This is a genomic window from Sphingobium chlorophenolicum (genome assembly GCF_000722875.1).
GTDB classification, from domain to species: domain Bacteria; phylum Pseudomonadota; class Alphaproteobacteria; order Sphingomonadales; family Sphingomonadaceae; genus Sphingobium; species Sphingobium chlorophenolicum.
Genome location: NZ_JFHR01000037.1, coordinates 33,991 through 50,216, shown reverse-complemented (window position 1 = coordinate 50,216; position 16,226 = coordinate 33,991). Strand labels below are relative to the sequence as shown.

General features: G+C 64.5%; 17 protein-coding genes. 8 read left to right on the top strand and 9 right to left on the bottom strand.

Going from position 1 to position 16,226, the window contains the following annotated elements; translation table 11 throughout:
• Positions 1-157: 157 nt before the first annotated feature.
• The 3 genes from rplI to rpsF are packed head-to-tail and all read right to left on the bottom strand — an operon-like array spanning position 158 to position 1,428.
• Positions 158-754 carry a 50S ribosomal protein L9 gene (rplI, locus tag BV95_RS15140; RefSeq protein ID WP_037453621.1) on the bottom strand — a complete coding sequence of 199 codons (597 nt, stop codon included), beginning with the start codon at positions 752-754 and terminating at the stop codon, positions 158-160.
• A 13-nt stretch (positions 755-767) separates the two neighbouring features.
• Positions 768-992: a 30S ribosomal protein S18 gene (gene rpsR / locus BV95_RS15135; protein WP_004212076.1), complete on the bottom strand. Its 225-nt coding sequence runs from the start codon at positions 990-992 to the stop codon at positions 768-770.
• A 13-nt stretch (positions 993-1,005) separates the two neighbouring features.
• The gene (rpsF, locus tag BV95_RS15130; RefSeq protein WP_037453617.1) at positions 1,006-1,428 is read right to left on the bottom strand and encodes a 30S ribosomal protein S6; all 423 of its coding nucleotides are present in this window, start codon (positions 1,426-1,428) and stop codon (positions 1,006-1,008) included.
• Positions 1,429-1,770: 342 nt separating this feature from the next.
• Between rpsF and BV95_RS15125 the strand changes: the two genes are divergently transcribed.
• Entirely contained in the window at positions 1,771-3,174 is a 1,404-nt protein-coding gene (locus tag BV95_RS15125; RefSeq protein WP_037453615.1) for a GntP family permease, read from the top strand.
• A 39-nt stretch (positions 3,175-3,213) separates the two neighbouring features.
• Here the strand turns inward: BV95_RS15125 and BV95_RS15120 are convergent, their stop codons facing one another.
• A complete protein-coding gene (locus BV95_RS15120) occupies positions 3,214-3,576 on the bottom strand; it encodes an RcnB family protein (RefSeq protein ID WP_037453646.1) in 363 nt (120 codons plus the stop codon).
• 219 nt (positions 3,577-3,795) lie between these two features.
• Between BV95_RS15120 and fabD the strand changes: the two genes are divergently transcribed.
• The 6 genes from fabD (at position 3,796) to mltG (ending at position 9,267) form a co-directional block, all read left to right on the top strand.
• Positions 3,796-4,731 carry an ACP S-malonyltransferase gene (fabD, locus tag BV95_RS15115; RefSeq protein WP_037453642.1) on the top strand — a complete coding sequence of 312 codons (936 nt, stop codon included), beginning with the start codon at positions 3,796-3,798 and terminating at the stop codon, positions 4,729-4,731.
• A gap of 8 nt (positions 4,732-4,739) precedes the next feature.
• Positions 4,740-5,546, top strand: coding sequence for a crotonase/enoyl-CoA hydratase family protein (locus BV95_RS15110; protein WP_037453639.1), 807 nt, complete (start codon positions 4,740-4,742; stop codon positions 5,544-5,546).
• Position 5,547: 1 nt separating this feature from the next.
• Positions 5,548-6,288: a 3-oxoacyl-[acyl-carrier-protein] reductase gene (gene fabG / locus BV95_RS15105; RefSeq protein ID WP_037453612.1), complete on the top strand. Its 741-nt coding sequence runs from the start codon at positions 5,548-5,550 to the stop codon at positions 6,286-6,288.
• Positions 6,289-6,612: 324 nt separating this feature from the next.
• Positions 6,613-6,846: an acyl carrier protein gene (locus BV95_RS15100; RefSeq protein WP_007689016.1), complete on the top strand. Its 234-nt coding sequence runs from the start codon at positions 6,613-6,615 to the stop codon at positions 6,844-6,846.
• A gap of 179 nt (positions 6,847-7,025) precedes the next feature.
• Positions 7,026-8,285: a beta-ketoacyl-ACP synthase II gene (gene fabF / locus BV95_RS15095; protein ID WP_037453610.1), complete on the top strand. Its 1,260-nt coding sequence runs from the start codon at positions 7,026-7,028 to the stop codon at positions 8,283-8,285.
• Positions 8,286-8,295: 10 nt separating this feature from the next.
• Positions 8,296-9,267 (top strand): endolytic transglycosylase MltG, encoded by a 972-nt coding sequence (mltG, locus tag BV95_RS15090; RefSeq protein ID WP_037453607.1) that lies wholly within the window; start codon positions 8,296-8,298, stop codon positions 9,265-9,267.
• Between the two features lie 170 nt (positions 9,268-9,437).
• Here the strand turns inward: mltG and BV95_RS15085 are convergent, their stop codons facing one another.
• Positions 9,438-9,857, bottom strand: a complete 420-nt coding sequence (locus tag BV95_RS15085; protein ID WP_037453636.1) for a hypothetical protein — start codon at positions 9,855-9,857, stop codon at positions 9,438-9,440.
• 89 nt (positions 9,858-9,946) lie between these two features.
• Between BV95_RS15085 and BV95_RS15080 the strand changes: the two genes are divergently transcribed.
• Positions 9,947-10,450: a 2'-5' RNA ligase family protein gene (locus BV95_RS15080; protein ID WP_037453605.1), complete on the top strand. Its 504-nt coding sequence runs from the start codon at positions 9,947-9,949 to the stop codon at positions 10,448-10,450.
• Positions 10,451-10,479: 29 nt separating this feature from the next.
• On the opposite strand, the gene BV95_RS15075 is transcribed toward BV95_RS15080, so the two are convergent.
• The 4 genes from BV95_RS15075 to BV95_RS15060 form a co-directional block, all read right to left on the bottom strand.
• Positions 10,480-11,706, bottom strand: a complete 1,227-nt coding sequence (locus tag BV95_RS15075) for an NAD(P)/FAD-dependent oxidoreductase (RefSeq protein WP_037453602.1) — start codon at positions 11,704-11,706, stop codon at positions 10,480-10,482.
• A gap of 104 nt (positions 11,707-11,810) precedes the next feature.
• Positions 11,811-13,691, bottom strand: a complete 1,881-nt coding sequence (htpG, locus tag BV95_RS15070) for a molecular chaperone HtpG (protein ID WP_037453599.1) — start codon at positions 13,689-13,691, stop codon at positions 11,811-11,813.
• A gap of 73 nt (positions 13,692-13,764) precedes the next feature.
• Positions 13,765-15,129, bottom strand: a complete 1,365-nt coding sequence (gene chrA / locus BV95_RS15065) for a chromate efflux transporter (protein ID WP_037453596.1) — start codon at positions 15,127-15,129, stop codon at positions 13,765-13,767.
• Complete coding sequence (locus tag BV95_RS15060) at positions 15,126-16,076, bottom strand: chromate resistance protein ChrB domain-containing protein (RefSeq protein WP_081873401.1); 951 nt, start codon at positions 16,074-16,076, stop codon at positions 15,126-15,128. Before BV95_RS15060 ends, chrA begins: the two co-directional genes overlap by 4 nt.
• Positions 16,077-16,226: the final 150 nt, after the last annotated feature.

The window sequence follows — 16,226 nt, the reverse complement described above, 5'->3', positions numbered from 1 at the left end:
GACCTGCGTATCTTCCCCTCCACCACCGCTTTCAGCGGCGGTCCCCCTCCCCATCTATCGATGGGGAGGAATAGGATAGGTCTGCCTTTCCCCCTTCGGACACAAAAAAGCCGCCCGGTGAGGGGCGGCTTTTTCTATTTGGTCCGGTTTACGAAACTCAGGCTTCTTCGGCCGGGGCTTCTTCGGCTTCCATGGCGATTTCGCCGGGTTCCGCGTTCGGATCATAATCTTCGGTGAAGCCGCTCTCGTCCTTTTCGAACAGGTCGGCCATCACGTCCACGCCCTGCGACTGAAGCTCTGCTTCTTCCGGCGAGCGGGCGACGTTCACCGTGATGGTGACGGCGACTTCGGGATGCAGCGCGACCTTGACGTCGAACACGCCCAGCGTCTTGATCGCGCGTTCCAGCACGACCATCGCCTTGGTGACGTTGGTGATGCCTTCAGCGTGCAGCGCTTCGACGACGTCGCGGACGGCGACCGAACCGTAGAGGTGGCCGGCGTTGGACGACTGGCGGATCAGAACGATCTGCTTGCCGTTGACGCCTTCGGCAGCCTTTTCGGCGTCCGAGCGGCGGGCGGCGTTGTCCGCCTCGATCTTCGCGCGGTTGGCTTCGAAGACCTTCTTGTTGGCGGCGTTGGAACGCAGAGCCTTCTTGTTGGGCAGCAGGAAGTTACGGGCGTAACCGTCCTTCACGGTGACGACGTCGCCGATGGCGCCCAGCTTCTCGATCCGTTCGAGGAGAATGATTTCCATGAGTCTTACTCCCTCACTTCACGATGTAGGGCAGCAGGCCCAGGTGACGGGCGCGCTTGATGGCCTGGGCCAGCTCGCGCTGCTTCTTGGCGGACACAGCCGTGATGCGGCTGGGGACGATCTTGCCGCGCTCGGACACGAAGCCCTGGAGCAGACGGACGTCCTTGTAATCGATCTTCGGCGCATCCTTGGCGGCGAAGGGGCAGCTCTTGCGGCGGCGGAAAAACGGGCGTGCCATTGTTCAGATCTCCTTATTCGCCAGCCGGGGCTTCTTCGCGGTCGCGGCGCGGGCCACGATCTTCGCGAGGACCACGGTCGCCACGATCACCGCGCGGACCGCGCTCGGCACGTTCCTGCTTGCGCATCATGACCGACGGACCGGATTCCAGCTCATCGACCTTGATGGTCATGTAGCGGATGATGTCTTCGTTGATCTGGGTCTGACGCTCCAGTTCCGCGACGACGCCGGCGGGGGCGTCGATGTTCAGCATCACATAGTGCGCCTTGCGGTTCTTGGCGATCTTGTACGCGAGCGAACGCAGGCCCCAGGTTTCCACCTTGGTCACCTTGCCGGCATTTTCCTCGACGATCTTGGTGGCGGTTTCCGCCAGCGCGTCCACCTGCGCCTGTGCCAGATCCTGGCGCGCAAGGAACACATGCTCGTAAAGAGCCATGGGTATTGCCTCATCTGTTGGCCGATCGCTGACGCCCACCCCATGTGGAACGCCCCTCCGGCTGTCGTCTAAAAGCATTCTTCCACGCGACCGCGAGTTGCCCCGGAGTCGTGCGAAGCGGCGCCTATGACGGAAATGGGTGGGAAAGGCAAGGGTGGTTGGGATTTCGATCCTCCGTTCGGGCTGAGCGAAGTCGAAGCCCTTGCCTGAGCGAAGCGAAGGCGCTTCATTATGGTCAGCGAAGGGCTTCGACTTGCCAGAGGCAAGTTTATCCTGAGCGCCTGCCTTGGCAGGCAGGCGAAGGGCTCAGCCCGAACGGTTTGGGATAAGGGGGAGTATCTTATGGCGGTCGGGATCGCGGCCTTGTCGCTGATATTGCTGATGGTCGCGGCCTATCGCGGGATGAGCGTCATATTGATGGCGCCGTTGCTGGCGATGCTGGCGGTGTTCCTGACCGATCCGGCCGCCGTGCCTGCCGTCTTTTCGGGACTCTTCATGGAGAAGGTGGGGAGTTTCCTGAAACTCTATTTCCCGGTGTTCCTGCTGGGCGCGCTGTTCGGGAAGCTGATCGAGATTTCGGGCTTTTCCCGCTCCATCGTGACGGCGGTGATCGGGCTGGTGGGCGCGCAGAGGGCGATCCCGGCGATCATGCTGGTGACGGCGCTGCTGACCTATGGCGGGGTTTCGGTGTTCGTGGCGGTGTTCGCCGTCTATCCCTTCGCGGCCGAGATGTTCCGCCAGGGGGATATTCCCAAGCGGCTGGTGCCCGCGACCATCGGTCTGGGGGCGATCACCTTCACCATGGACGCGATGCCGGGGACGCCGCAGATCCAGAATATCATTCCCACCAGTTTCTTCGGGACGACCACCTGGGCGGCGCCGGTGCTGGGGCTGATCGGATCGGTGTGCATCATGGGGATGGGGCTGGCCTATCTCGGCTGGCGGCGCAGGGCGATGCAGGCGGCGGGCGAGGGTTATGGCGCGCCGGAGACGCTGGTGAACGAGCCGGACGCGGAGGAGGGCGGCGGGAAATGCGCGCATCCGCTGATTGCGCTGTTGCCGTTGCTGGTCGTCGGGCTGGGGAATCTGGCGCTGACCATGATCATTCCGCGCATGGTGGCGGGAGAAGAGGTGAGCGTGTCGCTGGCGGGCCTGACTGATCCGGTGGCGGTGAAGGTGGCGCAGGTCTCGGCGCTTTGGGCGGTGGAGGGCGCTTTGCTGGCGGGGATCGGGACGATCCTGCTGTTCGCCTTTCGGCCAGTGGCGCGGCGGTTTGCCGACGGATCGCGGGCGGCGGTGGGCGGGGCTTTGCTGGCGGGGATGAATACGGCGGTCGAATATGGATTCGGCGCGGTGATTGCGGCACTGCCGGGCTTTCTCGTGGTGAAGGAGGCGTTGAAGGCCGTGCCCAATCCGCTGGTCAATGAGGCGATCACCGTGACGTCGCTGGCCGGGATCACCGGATCGGCTTCGGGCGGGCTGTCGATCGCGCTGGCGGCGATGGCGGAGCAGTTCGCGGCGGCGGGCGATGCGGCGGGCATTCCTCGCGAGGTGCTGCACCGGGTGGCGTCGATGGCGAGCGGCGGGATGGACAGCCTGCCGCATAATGGCGCGGTCATCACGCTGCTGGCGGTGACGGGGCTGACCCATCGGCAGGCCTATAAGGATATTTTCGCGCTGACCCTGATCAAGACCTTCACCGTCTTCGTGGTGATCGCGGTCTATTATCTGACGGGGTGGGTGTAGGGAAACGCCCCGGAGGAGTGGCTACGGGGCGTTCCTGGCTTAATGGATGGCGCCGGCGACGACCGCGCCGATGATGCCGCTGGTGATCGCGATCAGCAGCGCGTCATTGCCGGAGCGGACCCAGTGATAGCCGCGCGGCGGGGCGTTCAGGCGGTAGCCGCGATAATTGTCGATCACCCGATAATGGTTCGCATAGCGGCGGTCGAAGCGCTGGCCCTTGGCCCAGCGGCGGTGATCGTCCTTGCGGATGACTGTCCGGTGCTTGACCACCGTGCGGCCGTGCGGGCCGTATTTGACGATGCGGCTGTCCTCCCGATGCGGGGCGGCCTGGGCCTGGGTGGCGATCATCGGGCTGGCGACCATGGTGGTTGCGGCCAGGGCCATCAGAAACTTCTTCATCATGTCGTTGCTCCTCATTCGAATTCCGCGCCGCTGTCCGGCGTTGAAAACAGATTTAGGAGGAGCTTGTCGCAGGGATGTGTCGCGGCGCCGGGGACTTTGTCGGAAATTGTAACGGAGGGCGATGCGATATCGCACCTTTTCCTTATACCCCGTCCTCGTTAAAGGCGGACCTTCGATGGGAAGCGCCGTTCAGGGCGCGCATGGGTCAGAAGGTGGATGATGAGGGCATTTCTTTTTCCGGGGCAGGGCAGCCAGTCGGTCGGCATGGGCAAGGCGCTGGCCGATGCCAGCCCGGCCGCGAAGGAGCTGTTTCAGGAAGTCGACGACGCCCTGTCGCAGCATCTGTTCCGCATCATGGTGGAGGGGCCGGAAAGCGACCTGACGCTGACGGAGAATGCCCAGCCTGCGATCATGGCCAATGCGCTGGCGACTTTGCGGGTGATGCAGAGGGAAGGCGGTTTCTCGCTGGCGGAAAAGGGTGATTTCGTCGCTGGGCACTCGTTGGGCGAATATAGCGCGCTGTGCGCGGCGGAGGCGTTCGATATCGGCACCACGGCGAAGCTGCTGAAGCTGCGCGGGCGGGCGATGCAGGCCGCCGTGCCGGTGGGCGAAGGCGCGATGGCGGCTCTGCTGGGCGCGGATATCGAGAAGGCGCAGGCCTTGGCCGATGCGGCTGCCGAGGGCGAGGTGTGCACCGTCGCCAACGACAATGACCCGACGCAGGTGGTGATTTCCGGGCATCGCGGGGCGATTGAGCGGGCGGTGGCGCTGGTGAAGGATCATGGCATCAAGCGCGGCGTGCTGCTGCCGGTGTCGGCACCTTTCCACTGCCCGCTGATGCAGCCTGCCGCCGAGGCGATGGAAGAGGCGCTGGGCAAGGCGGCGATCGATACGCCGCTGCTGCCGGTCTATGCCAATGTGCTGGCGAGCGCGATTGCCGATCCGGAAGAGATCAAGCGGCGGCTGGTGGAGCAGGTGACGGGCCGGGTGCGCTGGCGCGAATCCGTCGCGGCCATGTGGGACGCGGGCGTGACCGAGTTCGTGGAACTGGGCGGCAAGGTGCTGGGGCCGATGGTCAAGCGCATCGCGCCCGACGCCACCGTGCGCAGCATCGTGACGATGGACGATATAGAGGCCGCCCTGGGGGGGCTATGAGCAGCGACATGAGCGCCGATCCCGTCCTGACCAGCCGCGACGGGGCCGTGTTGACGGTCATGCTCAACATGCCGGACCGGCGCAATCCGATTTCCGATCCGGCGATGGTCGATGCGCTTTGCGCCGTGTTCGAGGAGGCGGAGCGGGATTTGTCGATCCGTGTCGCGATCCTGACGGGGGCGGGGAGCGCCTTTTCGTCGGGCGGCGACCTGAATGCGATGCGGCCCGATGCGGGCGGGTTGCGGGCGGGTCTGCCCGCGCAGACGCGGCGCAATTACCGGGCGGGAATCCAGCGGTTGCCGTTGCTGTTTCAGGCGCTTGAACTGCCGGTCGTGGCGGCGGTCAATGGGCCTGCCATCGGCGCGGGCTGCGACCTGACTTTGATGTGCGATGTCAGGATCGCGGCAGAATCGGCCAAATTCGCCGAATCTTTCGTGAAGCTGGGGATCATTTCGGGCGATGGCGGGGCTTGGTTGCTGCCGCGCATCATCGGCTTTTCGAAGGCGACCGAACTGGCGCTGACCGGGGAGACCATCGATGCGCGGGAGGCTCTGCGGATCGGGCTGGTGAGCGAGGTGGTGCCGGACGCTGATCTGCTGGCGGCGGCGCGGGCCGTGGCGGACAAGATCGCCGCCAATCCGCCCCATGCTACACGGATGACCAAGAGGCTGCTGCGCGCGGCGCAGACGGCGGAATTGAACCAGATCATGGAAATGGCGGGCGCGATGCAGGCGCTGGCCCATGCGACGGCGGATCATGACGAGGCGATAGACGCCTTTTTCGAGCGCCGGACGCCGAATTTCAAAGGAGATTAGAATGTTCGATCTGACAGGCATGACCGCGCTGGTGACGGGCGCTTCGGGGGGCATCGGGTCCGCCATCGCCAAGGCTTTGGCCGCGCAGGGCGCCACGCTGGCCCTTTCGGGCAGCAATGAGGAGAAGCTGAAGGCCTTCGCCGCCGAACTGGGCGGGGATCACAAGATTCTGGTCTGCAACCTTGGCGATCCGGCGGCGGTCGACGCGCTGATCCCGCAGGCGGTCGAAGCGCTGGGCGGGAAGATCGACATCCTGATCAACAATGCGGGCATCACCCGCGACAACCTGATCCTGCGCATGAAGGATGAGGAATGGTCGGACGTGATCTCGGTCAATCTGGAGGCGGCCTTCCGTCTCGCCCGCGCCGCGGCCAAGCCGATGATGAAGGCGCGCTTCGGGCGGATTATCTCCATCACGTCTGTGGTGGGCGTGACCGGCAATCCGGGACAGGCCAATTATGCCGCGTCGAAGGCGGGCATCATCGGCATGTCCAAATCGCTGGGCCAGGAACTGGCGAGCCGGGGCATCACCGTGAACTGCGTCGCGCCGGGCTTTATCCGTTCGGCCATGACCGACGCGCTGAACGACGCGCAGAAGGGCGCGATCCTGACGAAGATTCCGGCGGGCGACCTGGGCGCGGGCGAGGATATCGGCGCGGCCGTCGTGTACCTTGCCAGCAGGGAAGCCGGTTACGTCACCGGCCAGACGTTGCACGTCAACGGCGGCATGGCGATGATCTGAAGGGCCAATCGACATTCGCCCAGACGGGCCTGCAAAGCGCGATTTTTTGCGCTCCGGTGCTCGAAAATCCCACTTTTCGGCTCCGTCTGAACTAAATGTCGATCGGCCCGGATAGACCGTTGCGGCGGGCCTGTTCCGCCACGCCGGGAAATTTTGGGCATTTGCAAAGCCGCCGCCTTGTGCCATCGGGGCTGGAGAGCCGAACGCAGGTGGGCGATGCCACCCGATTGTCTCTTGCCTCTTGCCTCTCGTTGGGCTTGCCTCTAGGGCATGCCTTAACAGATATTCAGAACCATCAACGATACCCAGTAAGAAGGACCACTCATGAGTGAGACCGCGGATCGCGTAAAGAAAATCGTCGTCGAGCATCTGGGCGTCGAAGCCGAAAAGGTGACCGAGGATGCGAGCTTCATCGACGATCTGGGCGCTGACAGCCTGGACATCGTCGAGCTGGTGATGGCGTTCGAGGAAGAATTCGGCGTCGAAATCCCCGACGACGCGGCGGAAAAGATCGCCACCGTCAAGGACGCCATCGATTATATCGACAGCAAGCAGTAAGGGCGCCTAGCGGCCTGCCTAAAAACGGGTGGCCGCCGCGTTTGAAAAGGAAAAGGCTCCTCCTGTCCGGCGAAACCGGGTCTTGGGGAGCCTTTTCGCATCTGGTCCCCGTTCACAATCGCCTTTCGAATGGCTAGATGGGCGGCGTTGAGCCAAAGAGATTTTTTCGGAGCAAGCATATGCGTCGTGTTGTCGTAACCGGCCTTGGCATGGTCAGCCCGCTCGGCGGGAATGTGGAAACGACCTGGAAGAACATCATCGCGTCCAGATCCGGCGCGGCGACGATCACGCGCTTCGACGCCAGCGAATATAAGTGCCGCATCGCCTGCGAAGTGAAGCCTGCCGATCACGAATATGGCTATGACGCCGGGCTGGACGTCGACCACAAGATCCAGCGGCAGGTCGACCCGTTCATCGTTTACGGCATTTCCGCAGCCAGCCAGGCGCTGCGCGACGCGGGCCTGGACAATATGAGCGAGGAGGAGCGGCTGCGCGCCGGTTGCTCCATCGGTTCGGGCATTGGCGGCCTGCCGGGCATCGAAAGCGAATCGCTGGTGCTGGCGAACCGGGGACCGGGCCGGGTCAGCCCGCACTTCGTCCATGGCCGCCTGATCAACCTGATCTCCGGCCAGGTTTCGATCAAATATGGCCTGATGGGTCCGAACCATGCCGTCGTCACGGCCTGTTCGACCGGTGCGCACTCGATTGGCGACGCCGCCCGCATGATCGCGCTGGACGATGCCGACGTGATGCTGGCCGGTGGCGCGGAAAGCGCGATCTGCCCGATCGGCATTGCCGGTTTCGCCCAGGCGCGCGCTCTGTCGACTGCCTTCGACGACAGCCCGGAAAAGGCTTCGCGGCCCTATGACGTCAATCGCGACGGCTTCGTCATGGGCGAGGGCGCGGGCGTGGTCGTGCTGGAGGAATATGAGCGGGCCAAGGCGCGGGGTGCGAAAATCTATGCCGAAGTGGTCGGATACGGCCTGTCGGGCGACGCCTATCACGTCACCGCCCCGCATCCGGAGGGCAATGGCGCCTATCGTTCGATGGAAATGGCGCTCAAAAAGTCCGGCCTGGGCCTGGGCGACATCGATTATGTGAACGCGCATGGCACCTCGACTCCGCTGGGCGACGAGTTGGAACTGGGCGCTGTGAAGCGGCTGTTCGGCGATCACCTCGGCACCATGTCGATGAGTTCGACCAAGTCGGCCATCGGTCACTTGCTGGGCGGCGCAGGCGCGGTGGAGAGCATCTTCTGCATCCTGGCGCTGCGCGACCAGATCGTGCCGCCGACGCTGAACCTCGACGAGCCGAGCGAAAGCTGCAAGGGCGTCGATCTGGTCCCGCATGTCGCCAAGGAGCGCAAGGTGCGGGCCGTGCTGAACAATTCGTTCGGTTTCGGCGGGACCAACGCCTCGCTGATCATGAAGGCGGTCTGAGAAAAGACCCATGCGGCGGCTTGGCTATGGCATATTGCTGATCGGCCTGGCCGTCGCGGCCTTCGTGGCGTTCCGTTTCGTCTATGGCTGGACCGAGAAGGGACCGGCGACCGCCGATATCACGGTCGTCGTGCCCGATGGCGCGACCATCGCGGACGCCGCCGTGCTGCTCAAGCAAAAGGGCGCGGTGCGTTCCGCCGACGCCTTTCTGACCCGCGCCAAGGTCTTCGGGCGGGGCAAGTCGATCAAGGCTGGCGAATTCCTGATCCCCAAGGGGGCAAGCAACAGCGACATCTTCCGGATATTGGGCGGCGGGAAGACGCTGACCCGGCTTGTCACCATACCGGAGGGGATGCCCTCCATCCTGGTCTATGAACGGTTGAAGGCGAACGGGGAACTGACCGGCGATATCGCCGTGCCGGAGGAGGGCAGCGTGCTGCCCGACAGCTATGCCTTCGACAAGGGGGAGAGCCGGGCGGCGGTGTTGAAGCGCATGCAGTCCGCCATGGACAAGGCGCTGGAAGAATTATGGGCGGAGCGGGCGCCCGATACCGTCGCCCGGACGCCGCAAGAGGCGGTTATCCTTGCCAGCATCGTGGAGAAGGAAACCGGCGTGCCTTCGGAGCGGCCGATGGTGGCGGGGGTCTATGGCAACCGGCTGAAGGCCCGCATGATGTTGCAGGCGGACCCGACAATCATCTATCCGATCACCAAGGGGAAACCGCTGGGACGCCGGATCAGGAAATCGGAGATCGCGGCGGTCAACGATTATAACACATATGCGATGACGGGCCTGCCCAAGGGGCCCATCGCCAATCCGGGGCGGTTGTCCATCCTGGCCGTGCTGCATCCGGCGGAGACGAAGGCGCTCTATTTCGTCGCGGACGGCAAGGGCGGGCATATCTTCGCCGACACGCTGCAAGAGCATAATGAGAATGTGCGGAAATGGTTCGAAATCCGGCGGGCTCGCGGGGAGCTTTGAGCGACGAGTCTGCGGGTTTGGGCTTTCTAATTCCTCCCCATCGGGAGATGGGGAGGGGGACTAGCCGCAGGCTGGTGGAGGGGAAGGGCACGACCTGCGCATTTCCCCTCCACCATCGGCTGCGCCGACGGTCCCCCTCCCCACGCTGCGCGTAGGGAGGATTTGCGCACTCAGCGCAGGACGCCTTTCGCGATTAGGCGGCGGGCATAGCGCCATTGGAAGAGGGCGATGAACAGGATCACGGCCGGGAAGATCGCGGCGGTGAAGCCCTTTACCGCCAGCAGGTCGGTGCGGAGGAAGCTGTAGCCGAACTGTATGATCACGGCGACGATGGAGAGCAGGAACAGGGGCGCGGCGGCGGCCTTTCGGAGGAGCAGCAGGATCGCCCCCAGCGTCCCTGCGCCGACCGCAACCGCATAGGTCGCCCAGACCCAGTCGGGCATGGCGGCGAAGATGCGGGCGGTATAGGGATCGGTCTTCGTCAATTGGCTGAGGTCGGCGCTATATTGCATGATGAAGGCGGCCACCCCGATCAGGTTCCAGAGCAGCAAAAGGATGCCGATGGTTCGAAAGGATCGTCTTGCGGTCATGGTGTTGGCCCCTCCATCGGCGGCTTGCCTGATGGGGCCGCCGGGGTGGATCATAGCGGTTGAGGGGTTTTCGGGAAAGGAGAGAGGATTTGGCGGCGCCGATCATCGTGACGGCTTTGTTGGGAGCGGCGGATTTCGGCTGGGCCGACGGCTTGCGGCGCGCACATTTTCCGGAGGAGCGCAATCTGGTGCCGGCGCATGTCACGTTGTTCCATCATCTGCCGCCATCGGTGCTGGAGGAAGTAGCAGCGCGGTTGAAGCGGCTCTGCGCGGGGTCGCCGCCCGCCGCACGACTGGCGGAGGTGATGCTGTTGGGGCGGGGAGTCGCCTATCGGGTGGAAAGTCCGGGTCTGATGGCGATGCGGGAGGAATTGGTGGAGGCCTTTGCAGGCTTGCTGACGCCGCAGGACCAGGGGCGGCCGCGTTTCCATATTACGGTACAGAATAAGGTCGATCCCGCAGAGGCGAAGGCGCTGGCGGCCGAGTTGCGTCGGGGCTTTGGTCCAAGGCCGCTCGCCATTGCCGGGCTTGCGGCATGGCATTATCGTGGCGGTCCTTGGGAGTTGGCGATGAAGGCCAGCTTTCGGGGCTGACCTTCATCCACCGGTCAGGCATCCACCGGTCAGGAGAGGCCGACTTCCTTGAGGGGGACGGTTGCGTCGGCCAACTGCGCCTGATCCAGCACCGCGCCGGAAACGACATGGGCGCGGCCCTGCACATAATCCTTGACCGCATTGACGCAGTCGAGCGCGATCAGCTTGCCGCCCTTGAGGTACAGGACGGAAAAGCTGCGGGTCGCCGGATCGCCGCGCAATATGGTCTGGTCGTGGCCAGTCGACAGGCCCACGGTCTGGAGCTTCAGATCATATTGGTTCGACCAGAACCAGGGCACGGCATGATAGGCCTCTTCCTTGCCCATGATATGGGCCACGGCCGTCTTCGCCTGGTCATTGGCGTTTTGCACAGATTCAAGGCGGATCTGCGCGCCCCGCGCGAAGCTGTTGGCATGGGCCGCGCAATCGCCGACCGCATAGATGTCGGGCAGGCTGGTGCGGCAAAATTCGTCCACGTCGACGCCGTTGCCGCCCGCAGCGCCCGCCGCGATCAGCGGGCCGGTTTCGGGGATGATGCCGATGCCGACGATCACCATGTCGGTCGCGATCCGCTCGCCATCCTGCATCAGCACGGCGGTGGCCTTGCCATCCGTGACTTCGATGCAGTCCATCCGCGCGCCGGTGCGCAGGTCGACGCCATGGGCGCGATGCTCCGCCTCGTAGAAGCGCGACAGTTCCTCGCCCGCGACGCGGGCCAGCACGCGGTCCAGCGCTTCCAGCAGCACGACCTTCTTGCCGAATTTCGACAGGACGGCCGCCGCCTCCAGCCCGATATAGCCGCCGCCGATCACGGTGACATGATTGATCTGGTCGATCTTCGCCATCATCGCGTCGACATCGTCGCGGCGGCGGACGGCGTGGACGCCGGAGGCATCGGCGCCGTTGCAGGTCAGCATGCGCGGGGAGCCGCCGGTCGCCCAGATCAGCTTGCCATAGCCGATTTCCCGGTCGCCCGCCGTCACGAACTTGCCCACCGGGTCGACCGACTTCACGCGCAGGCCGAGCAGCATGTCGATCTTGCGCTCTTCCCAGAAACTGGCCGGGCGGATCAGGATGCGGTCGAAGCTCTTGTCGCCCGCGAAATATTCCTTCGACAGCGGCGGACGTTCATAGGGCGGGTCTTTTTCATCGCCCACCATCGCGATCGAGCCTTCGAAACCGAGTTGGCGCAGCGAAATGCCCGCCTGCGCCCCGGCATGTCCGGCGCCCACGATCAGAACGTCATAATAGCTCATCGACGCGCTACCCTCTCATTTTTCCTGTTGCCGGGTGATTGGCCCGCTTTCGCGGGGCTGGCAAGCGGATATTGGCGGCCGGATTCAGACCGGCCGCCGTTGCTTCATTGGATCGCGCCGCCGATCATGCGGGCGAGGCGGGCGGAAAAGGCGCGGGGGTCGGCGGGAAGCTCTCCATCCGCGATGCGCGCTTCGTCCAGCAGCAGGTGTGCCGCATCCTCGCGCAGGGCGCTGTCTTCCGCCAGCGTGCCGAGTTTGGCGATCAGGTCGTGGCGGGGATTGATTTCCAGCACGGGTTTCGCCGCGCTGTCGATCCGCCCGGCCCCGGCCAGCAGCTTTTCAAGCTGGCGGTCCATCGCATTGTCGGGCGCGACGAGGCAGACGGCGCTTTCCGTCAGCCGTTCCGATGCGCGGACGTCGGACACTTGCTCGCCCAGCACGGTCTTCACATAGGCGATGAAGCCGTCGACCTCCGCCGACGCCTGCGCGGCGGGCGCTTCGCCCTCTGCTGGCGGGATCAGGCTGAGGTCGGCCAGGCCCTGGGTCACCGACTTGAACGGCTTGCCCTGATAGTCGACCCCGGCCGTGACCCAGAAGCTGTCGACCTGATCGGTGAGCAGCAGCACTTCGATGCCGCGGGCGCGGAAACCCTCCAGTTGCGGGGAGGAGGCGAGGCGATCTAGATCGGGGCCGGTGGCGTAGTAGATCGCGGTCTGATTGTCCTTGATCGCCTCGATATAATCCTTGAGCGAGCGCCAGCCTTCGCCGGTGGTGGATTTGAAGCGGGCGAGGCCCAGCAGCGTCTCGCGACGGGAGAAATCCTCGTACAGGCCTTCTTTCAGGACGGCGCCGAAATTGTTCCAGAATGTGAGATAGGCTTCGCTATCCTTCTCGGCCAGCTTGTCCAGTTCGGAAAGGATGCGGTTGGCGACCCCCTTCTGGATGGCGGCGAGGACCGGGCTTTCCTGGATCATCTCCCGCGAGACGTTGAGCGGCAGGTCGTTGCTGTCGACCAGCCCGCGTACGAAGCGCAGGTAGCGCGGCAATATCTGCGCCTCGTCGGTGATGAAGACGCGGCGGACATAGAGTTTCATCCGCCCGGCGCGATCCGGATCGAACAGGTCGAACGGACGCATGGAGGGCAGGAAGGCGAGGACCGAATATTCGTGCAGCCCCTCTGCGCGATAATGCAGCGTCAGCGCGGGTTCGTCGAACTGACCGGCGGTGCTGCGGTAGAAGTCGGTATATTCCTCCGCCGTGATGTCCGATTTCGGGCGGGTCCAGAGCGCCGCGCCGTCCGCGATCTGCTTTTCCTCCGCATCCGGCTTTTCCTTGAGGAAGATGGGGACTGGGACATGGCCCGACTGGGCGGTGACGATGCGCTGGGTGGTGAAGGGTTCGGTATAGCTGGCGGCGTCTTCCTTCAGGTGGAGGACGATGCGGGTGCCGCGTGTCGGGGCCTGCGCGGGGTCGACTAGCTGGATGGTGTAGCTGCCCAAGCCGTCGGAAGCCCAGTGCGACGCGGTGTCGGACCCGGCGCGGCGGGAGAAGACGTCCACCCTGTCCGCGACCATGAAGGCGGAATAGAAGCCGACGCCGAACTGGCCGATCAGTTGCGCGCCTTCTCCTTCCTTGGCCGCCGTGACCCGTTCCATGAAGGCGCGGGTGCCGGATCGGGCGATGGTGCCCAGCGCTTCGGCCAGTTCGACCTCGCTCATGCCGATGCCGTTATCCTCGACGATCAACTGGCGGGCGTCGGGATCGAGCGTGACGGTGATGCGCGGCTGGCCATCGTCGCCCGCGAGCGCGGGATCGCTCAGCAGTTCGTAGCGCAGCTTTTCGCAGGCGTCGGCCGCGTTCGAGATCAACTCGCGCAGGAAGACGTCCTTGTCCGAATAGACGGAGTGCACCATCATGTGCAGCAGCCGGGCGACGTCGGCCTCGAAGGAACGGGTTTCGGGTGCGGTGTCGGTCGTGCTGGTCATGGCGGTAACGAAATCTCTCCCCAATGGAAATCGAGCCGTCAAATGGCGGGAGCGGGGGCGGCTTTCAAGTCCCTCAGGCGATCAGAATATAGGCGGCGCCCAGGGCGGCGCAGGCGGCCAGCACCGGCAGCATGCCGACCTTGAACCGGAACATCGCGACCATCGCGCCGATCGACAGCAGCAGGGCGGGGATGTTGACGCTGGACAGCAGCGGCAGGTCGACGCCGCCGATACGCTGCACCTTCCCGAACAGGGTGTGGATGGCGAACCAGATGGCCAGGTTCAGGATCACGCCCACGACGGCGGCGGTGATTGCCTTCAGCGCGCCTGAAAGCGCCGGATTGCCGCGCAGCCGCTCGATGAAAGGCGCGCCCGCGAAGATCCAGAGGAAGCAGGGGACGAAAGTGACCCAGGTGGTGAGGATCGCCCCCAGCGTCGCGGCGAGCAGCGGATGCAGCACGCCGGAATCGCGGAAGGCGGCCAGGAAGCCGACGAACTGCGTCACCATGATCAGCGGCCCCGGCGTCGTTTCCGCCATGCCCAGACCGTCGAGCATCTCGCCCGGCCGCAGCCAGCCGAAAGTCCCCACCGCCTCCTGCGCGACATAGGCGAGCACGGCATAGGCGCCGCCGAAGGTGACGACCGCCATCTGGCTGAAGAAGCTGGCGATATGGGTGAATATATTGTCCGGTCCCAGCGTCAGGAACAGCGCCAGCACCGGTCCCAGCCAGAGCAGCAGAAGCACCGCCGATATGCGCAGCGACCAGCGCAGATGGGGGCGGGCATGTTCGGGCAATTGTTCGCCCAGCGCGGTGTCGCGGTCATGGACGACATCGCCGCCCGCCGGGCCATGGCCGCCGCCGCCCTGAAACGCCGAAAGGCCGCTGCGTCCGCCGATGAATCCCGCCAGCCCCGCCGCCAGCACGATCAGCGGGAAGGGTGCGCCAAGGAAGAAGATCGCCACGAAGGCGGCGGCGGCGATCCCGCGCATGACGTTGTTCTTCAATGCCCGTGATCCGACCCGGACCACCGCCTGCATCACGATGGCCAGCACCGCCGCTTTCAGGCCGAAGAACAGCCCTTCGATCAGGGGCACATGGCCCAGCAGGACATAGATGTAGCTGAGGCCCAATATGGCGAGGAATCCGGGCAGCACGAACAATATGCCCGCGATCAGCCCGCCCTTCGTCCTGTGCAGCAGCCAGCCGATATAGATGGCGAGCTGCTGCGCCTCCGGTCCCGGCAGCAGCATGCAATAGTTGAGCGCGTGGAGGAAGCGTTCCTCCCCGATCCAGCGTTTCTCCTCCACCAGCAGGCGGTGCATTACGGCGATCTGCCCCGCCGGGCCGCCGAAGCTGAGCGCCGCGATCCGCGCCCAGACGCGGGTCGCTTCGCTGAGCGGAATATTGTGATGGCCGTCCGCTGCGCTGGCCTTCATCGGTCCGTCTTCCTGTTGCTGAAAAAGGCGTGGAACTGGTTGAGCGCGTCGCTCGCCATGGCGATGCGCTGGAGGTCGTCGTCGGTCGAGGCGCAGACGCCCGACAATATGGCGCTGAGGCCGGGCGTTTCGGGGCGGGCGAACTTGCCGTCGCCAATGTCGAGATCATGGATGATCTGCCCGATGGCGACCAGCGCGGGATCGTCCAGCAGCTTTGCCCGCAGCAGTAATGTTTCGAAGCTGCACCGGTCGCCTTCATGGGTGAATTCGGCGTCCGCCATGTCGAAGCGCAGTTCGCCGTCCGCCGGGTCGTGATGGCGGCTGTCGACGAAACGGAAGCGGGCGTCGGGGTCGATGAAGCGGCGAATCAGCCAGGCGCAGGCGATGCGGTCGACATGCACGCCGCTGCGCGTGACCCAGATTCGGTTGGCCAGATCGATCGTTTCGCTTTGGTCCGCGGGATCGGCGCGGCTGACGTCCGGATGCCGGTAGCGCTGGCTGTCGAGTATTGCGAGCGCGGCCTCCGCCTCCTGACGTCCATGGGCGCCGAAGAAATCGAGACTGCCGATATCCTCCATCCGCTTGCGCAGCCGGGCAATGTCCGGGCCGCTGGCGGGGCCGGTTTCCAGGAGGCGGCGGGCCGCCTGCGCGACCTCTTCATAATCAGCGTTGCGGGCGGCGTCGAACAGAGCGCGGACTTCGCTGTCCGATTGACCGGCCAGCAGGTGCGCCTCGATCAGGGTGGCTTCGCCGCCATTGGCGGTGATTTCCGCCATGAGGTCGCGGAAAGCGGCCGCACCCTCCGCCGAATGGGGCAGGACATGGACGGCGTTCTTGAGCGGGACCGCGCCGATCCCTTGCAGCCGCCGCCATATCTTCACCCGCAAATAGGGCGGTTTGGCGGGAAGTTGGTGCAGCAGGGCCAGCCAAAGAGGAGTATTGGTCATGATGCATGTGTATCAATAGGGGGGAAGTGTAGAAATAGGAATATCATGGCGCGGCCCGTTTTTTGCAGCATGGGCTTTGGGTCGACCGGCATCCCGGCGAATTTCGTTACGGATTGAGAATTACTCATTTGCCGGTAGCGGATTTCCACC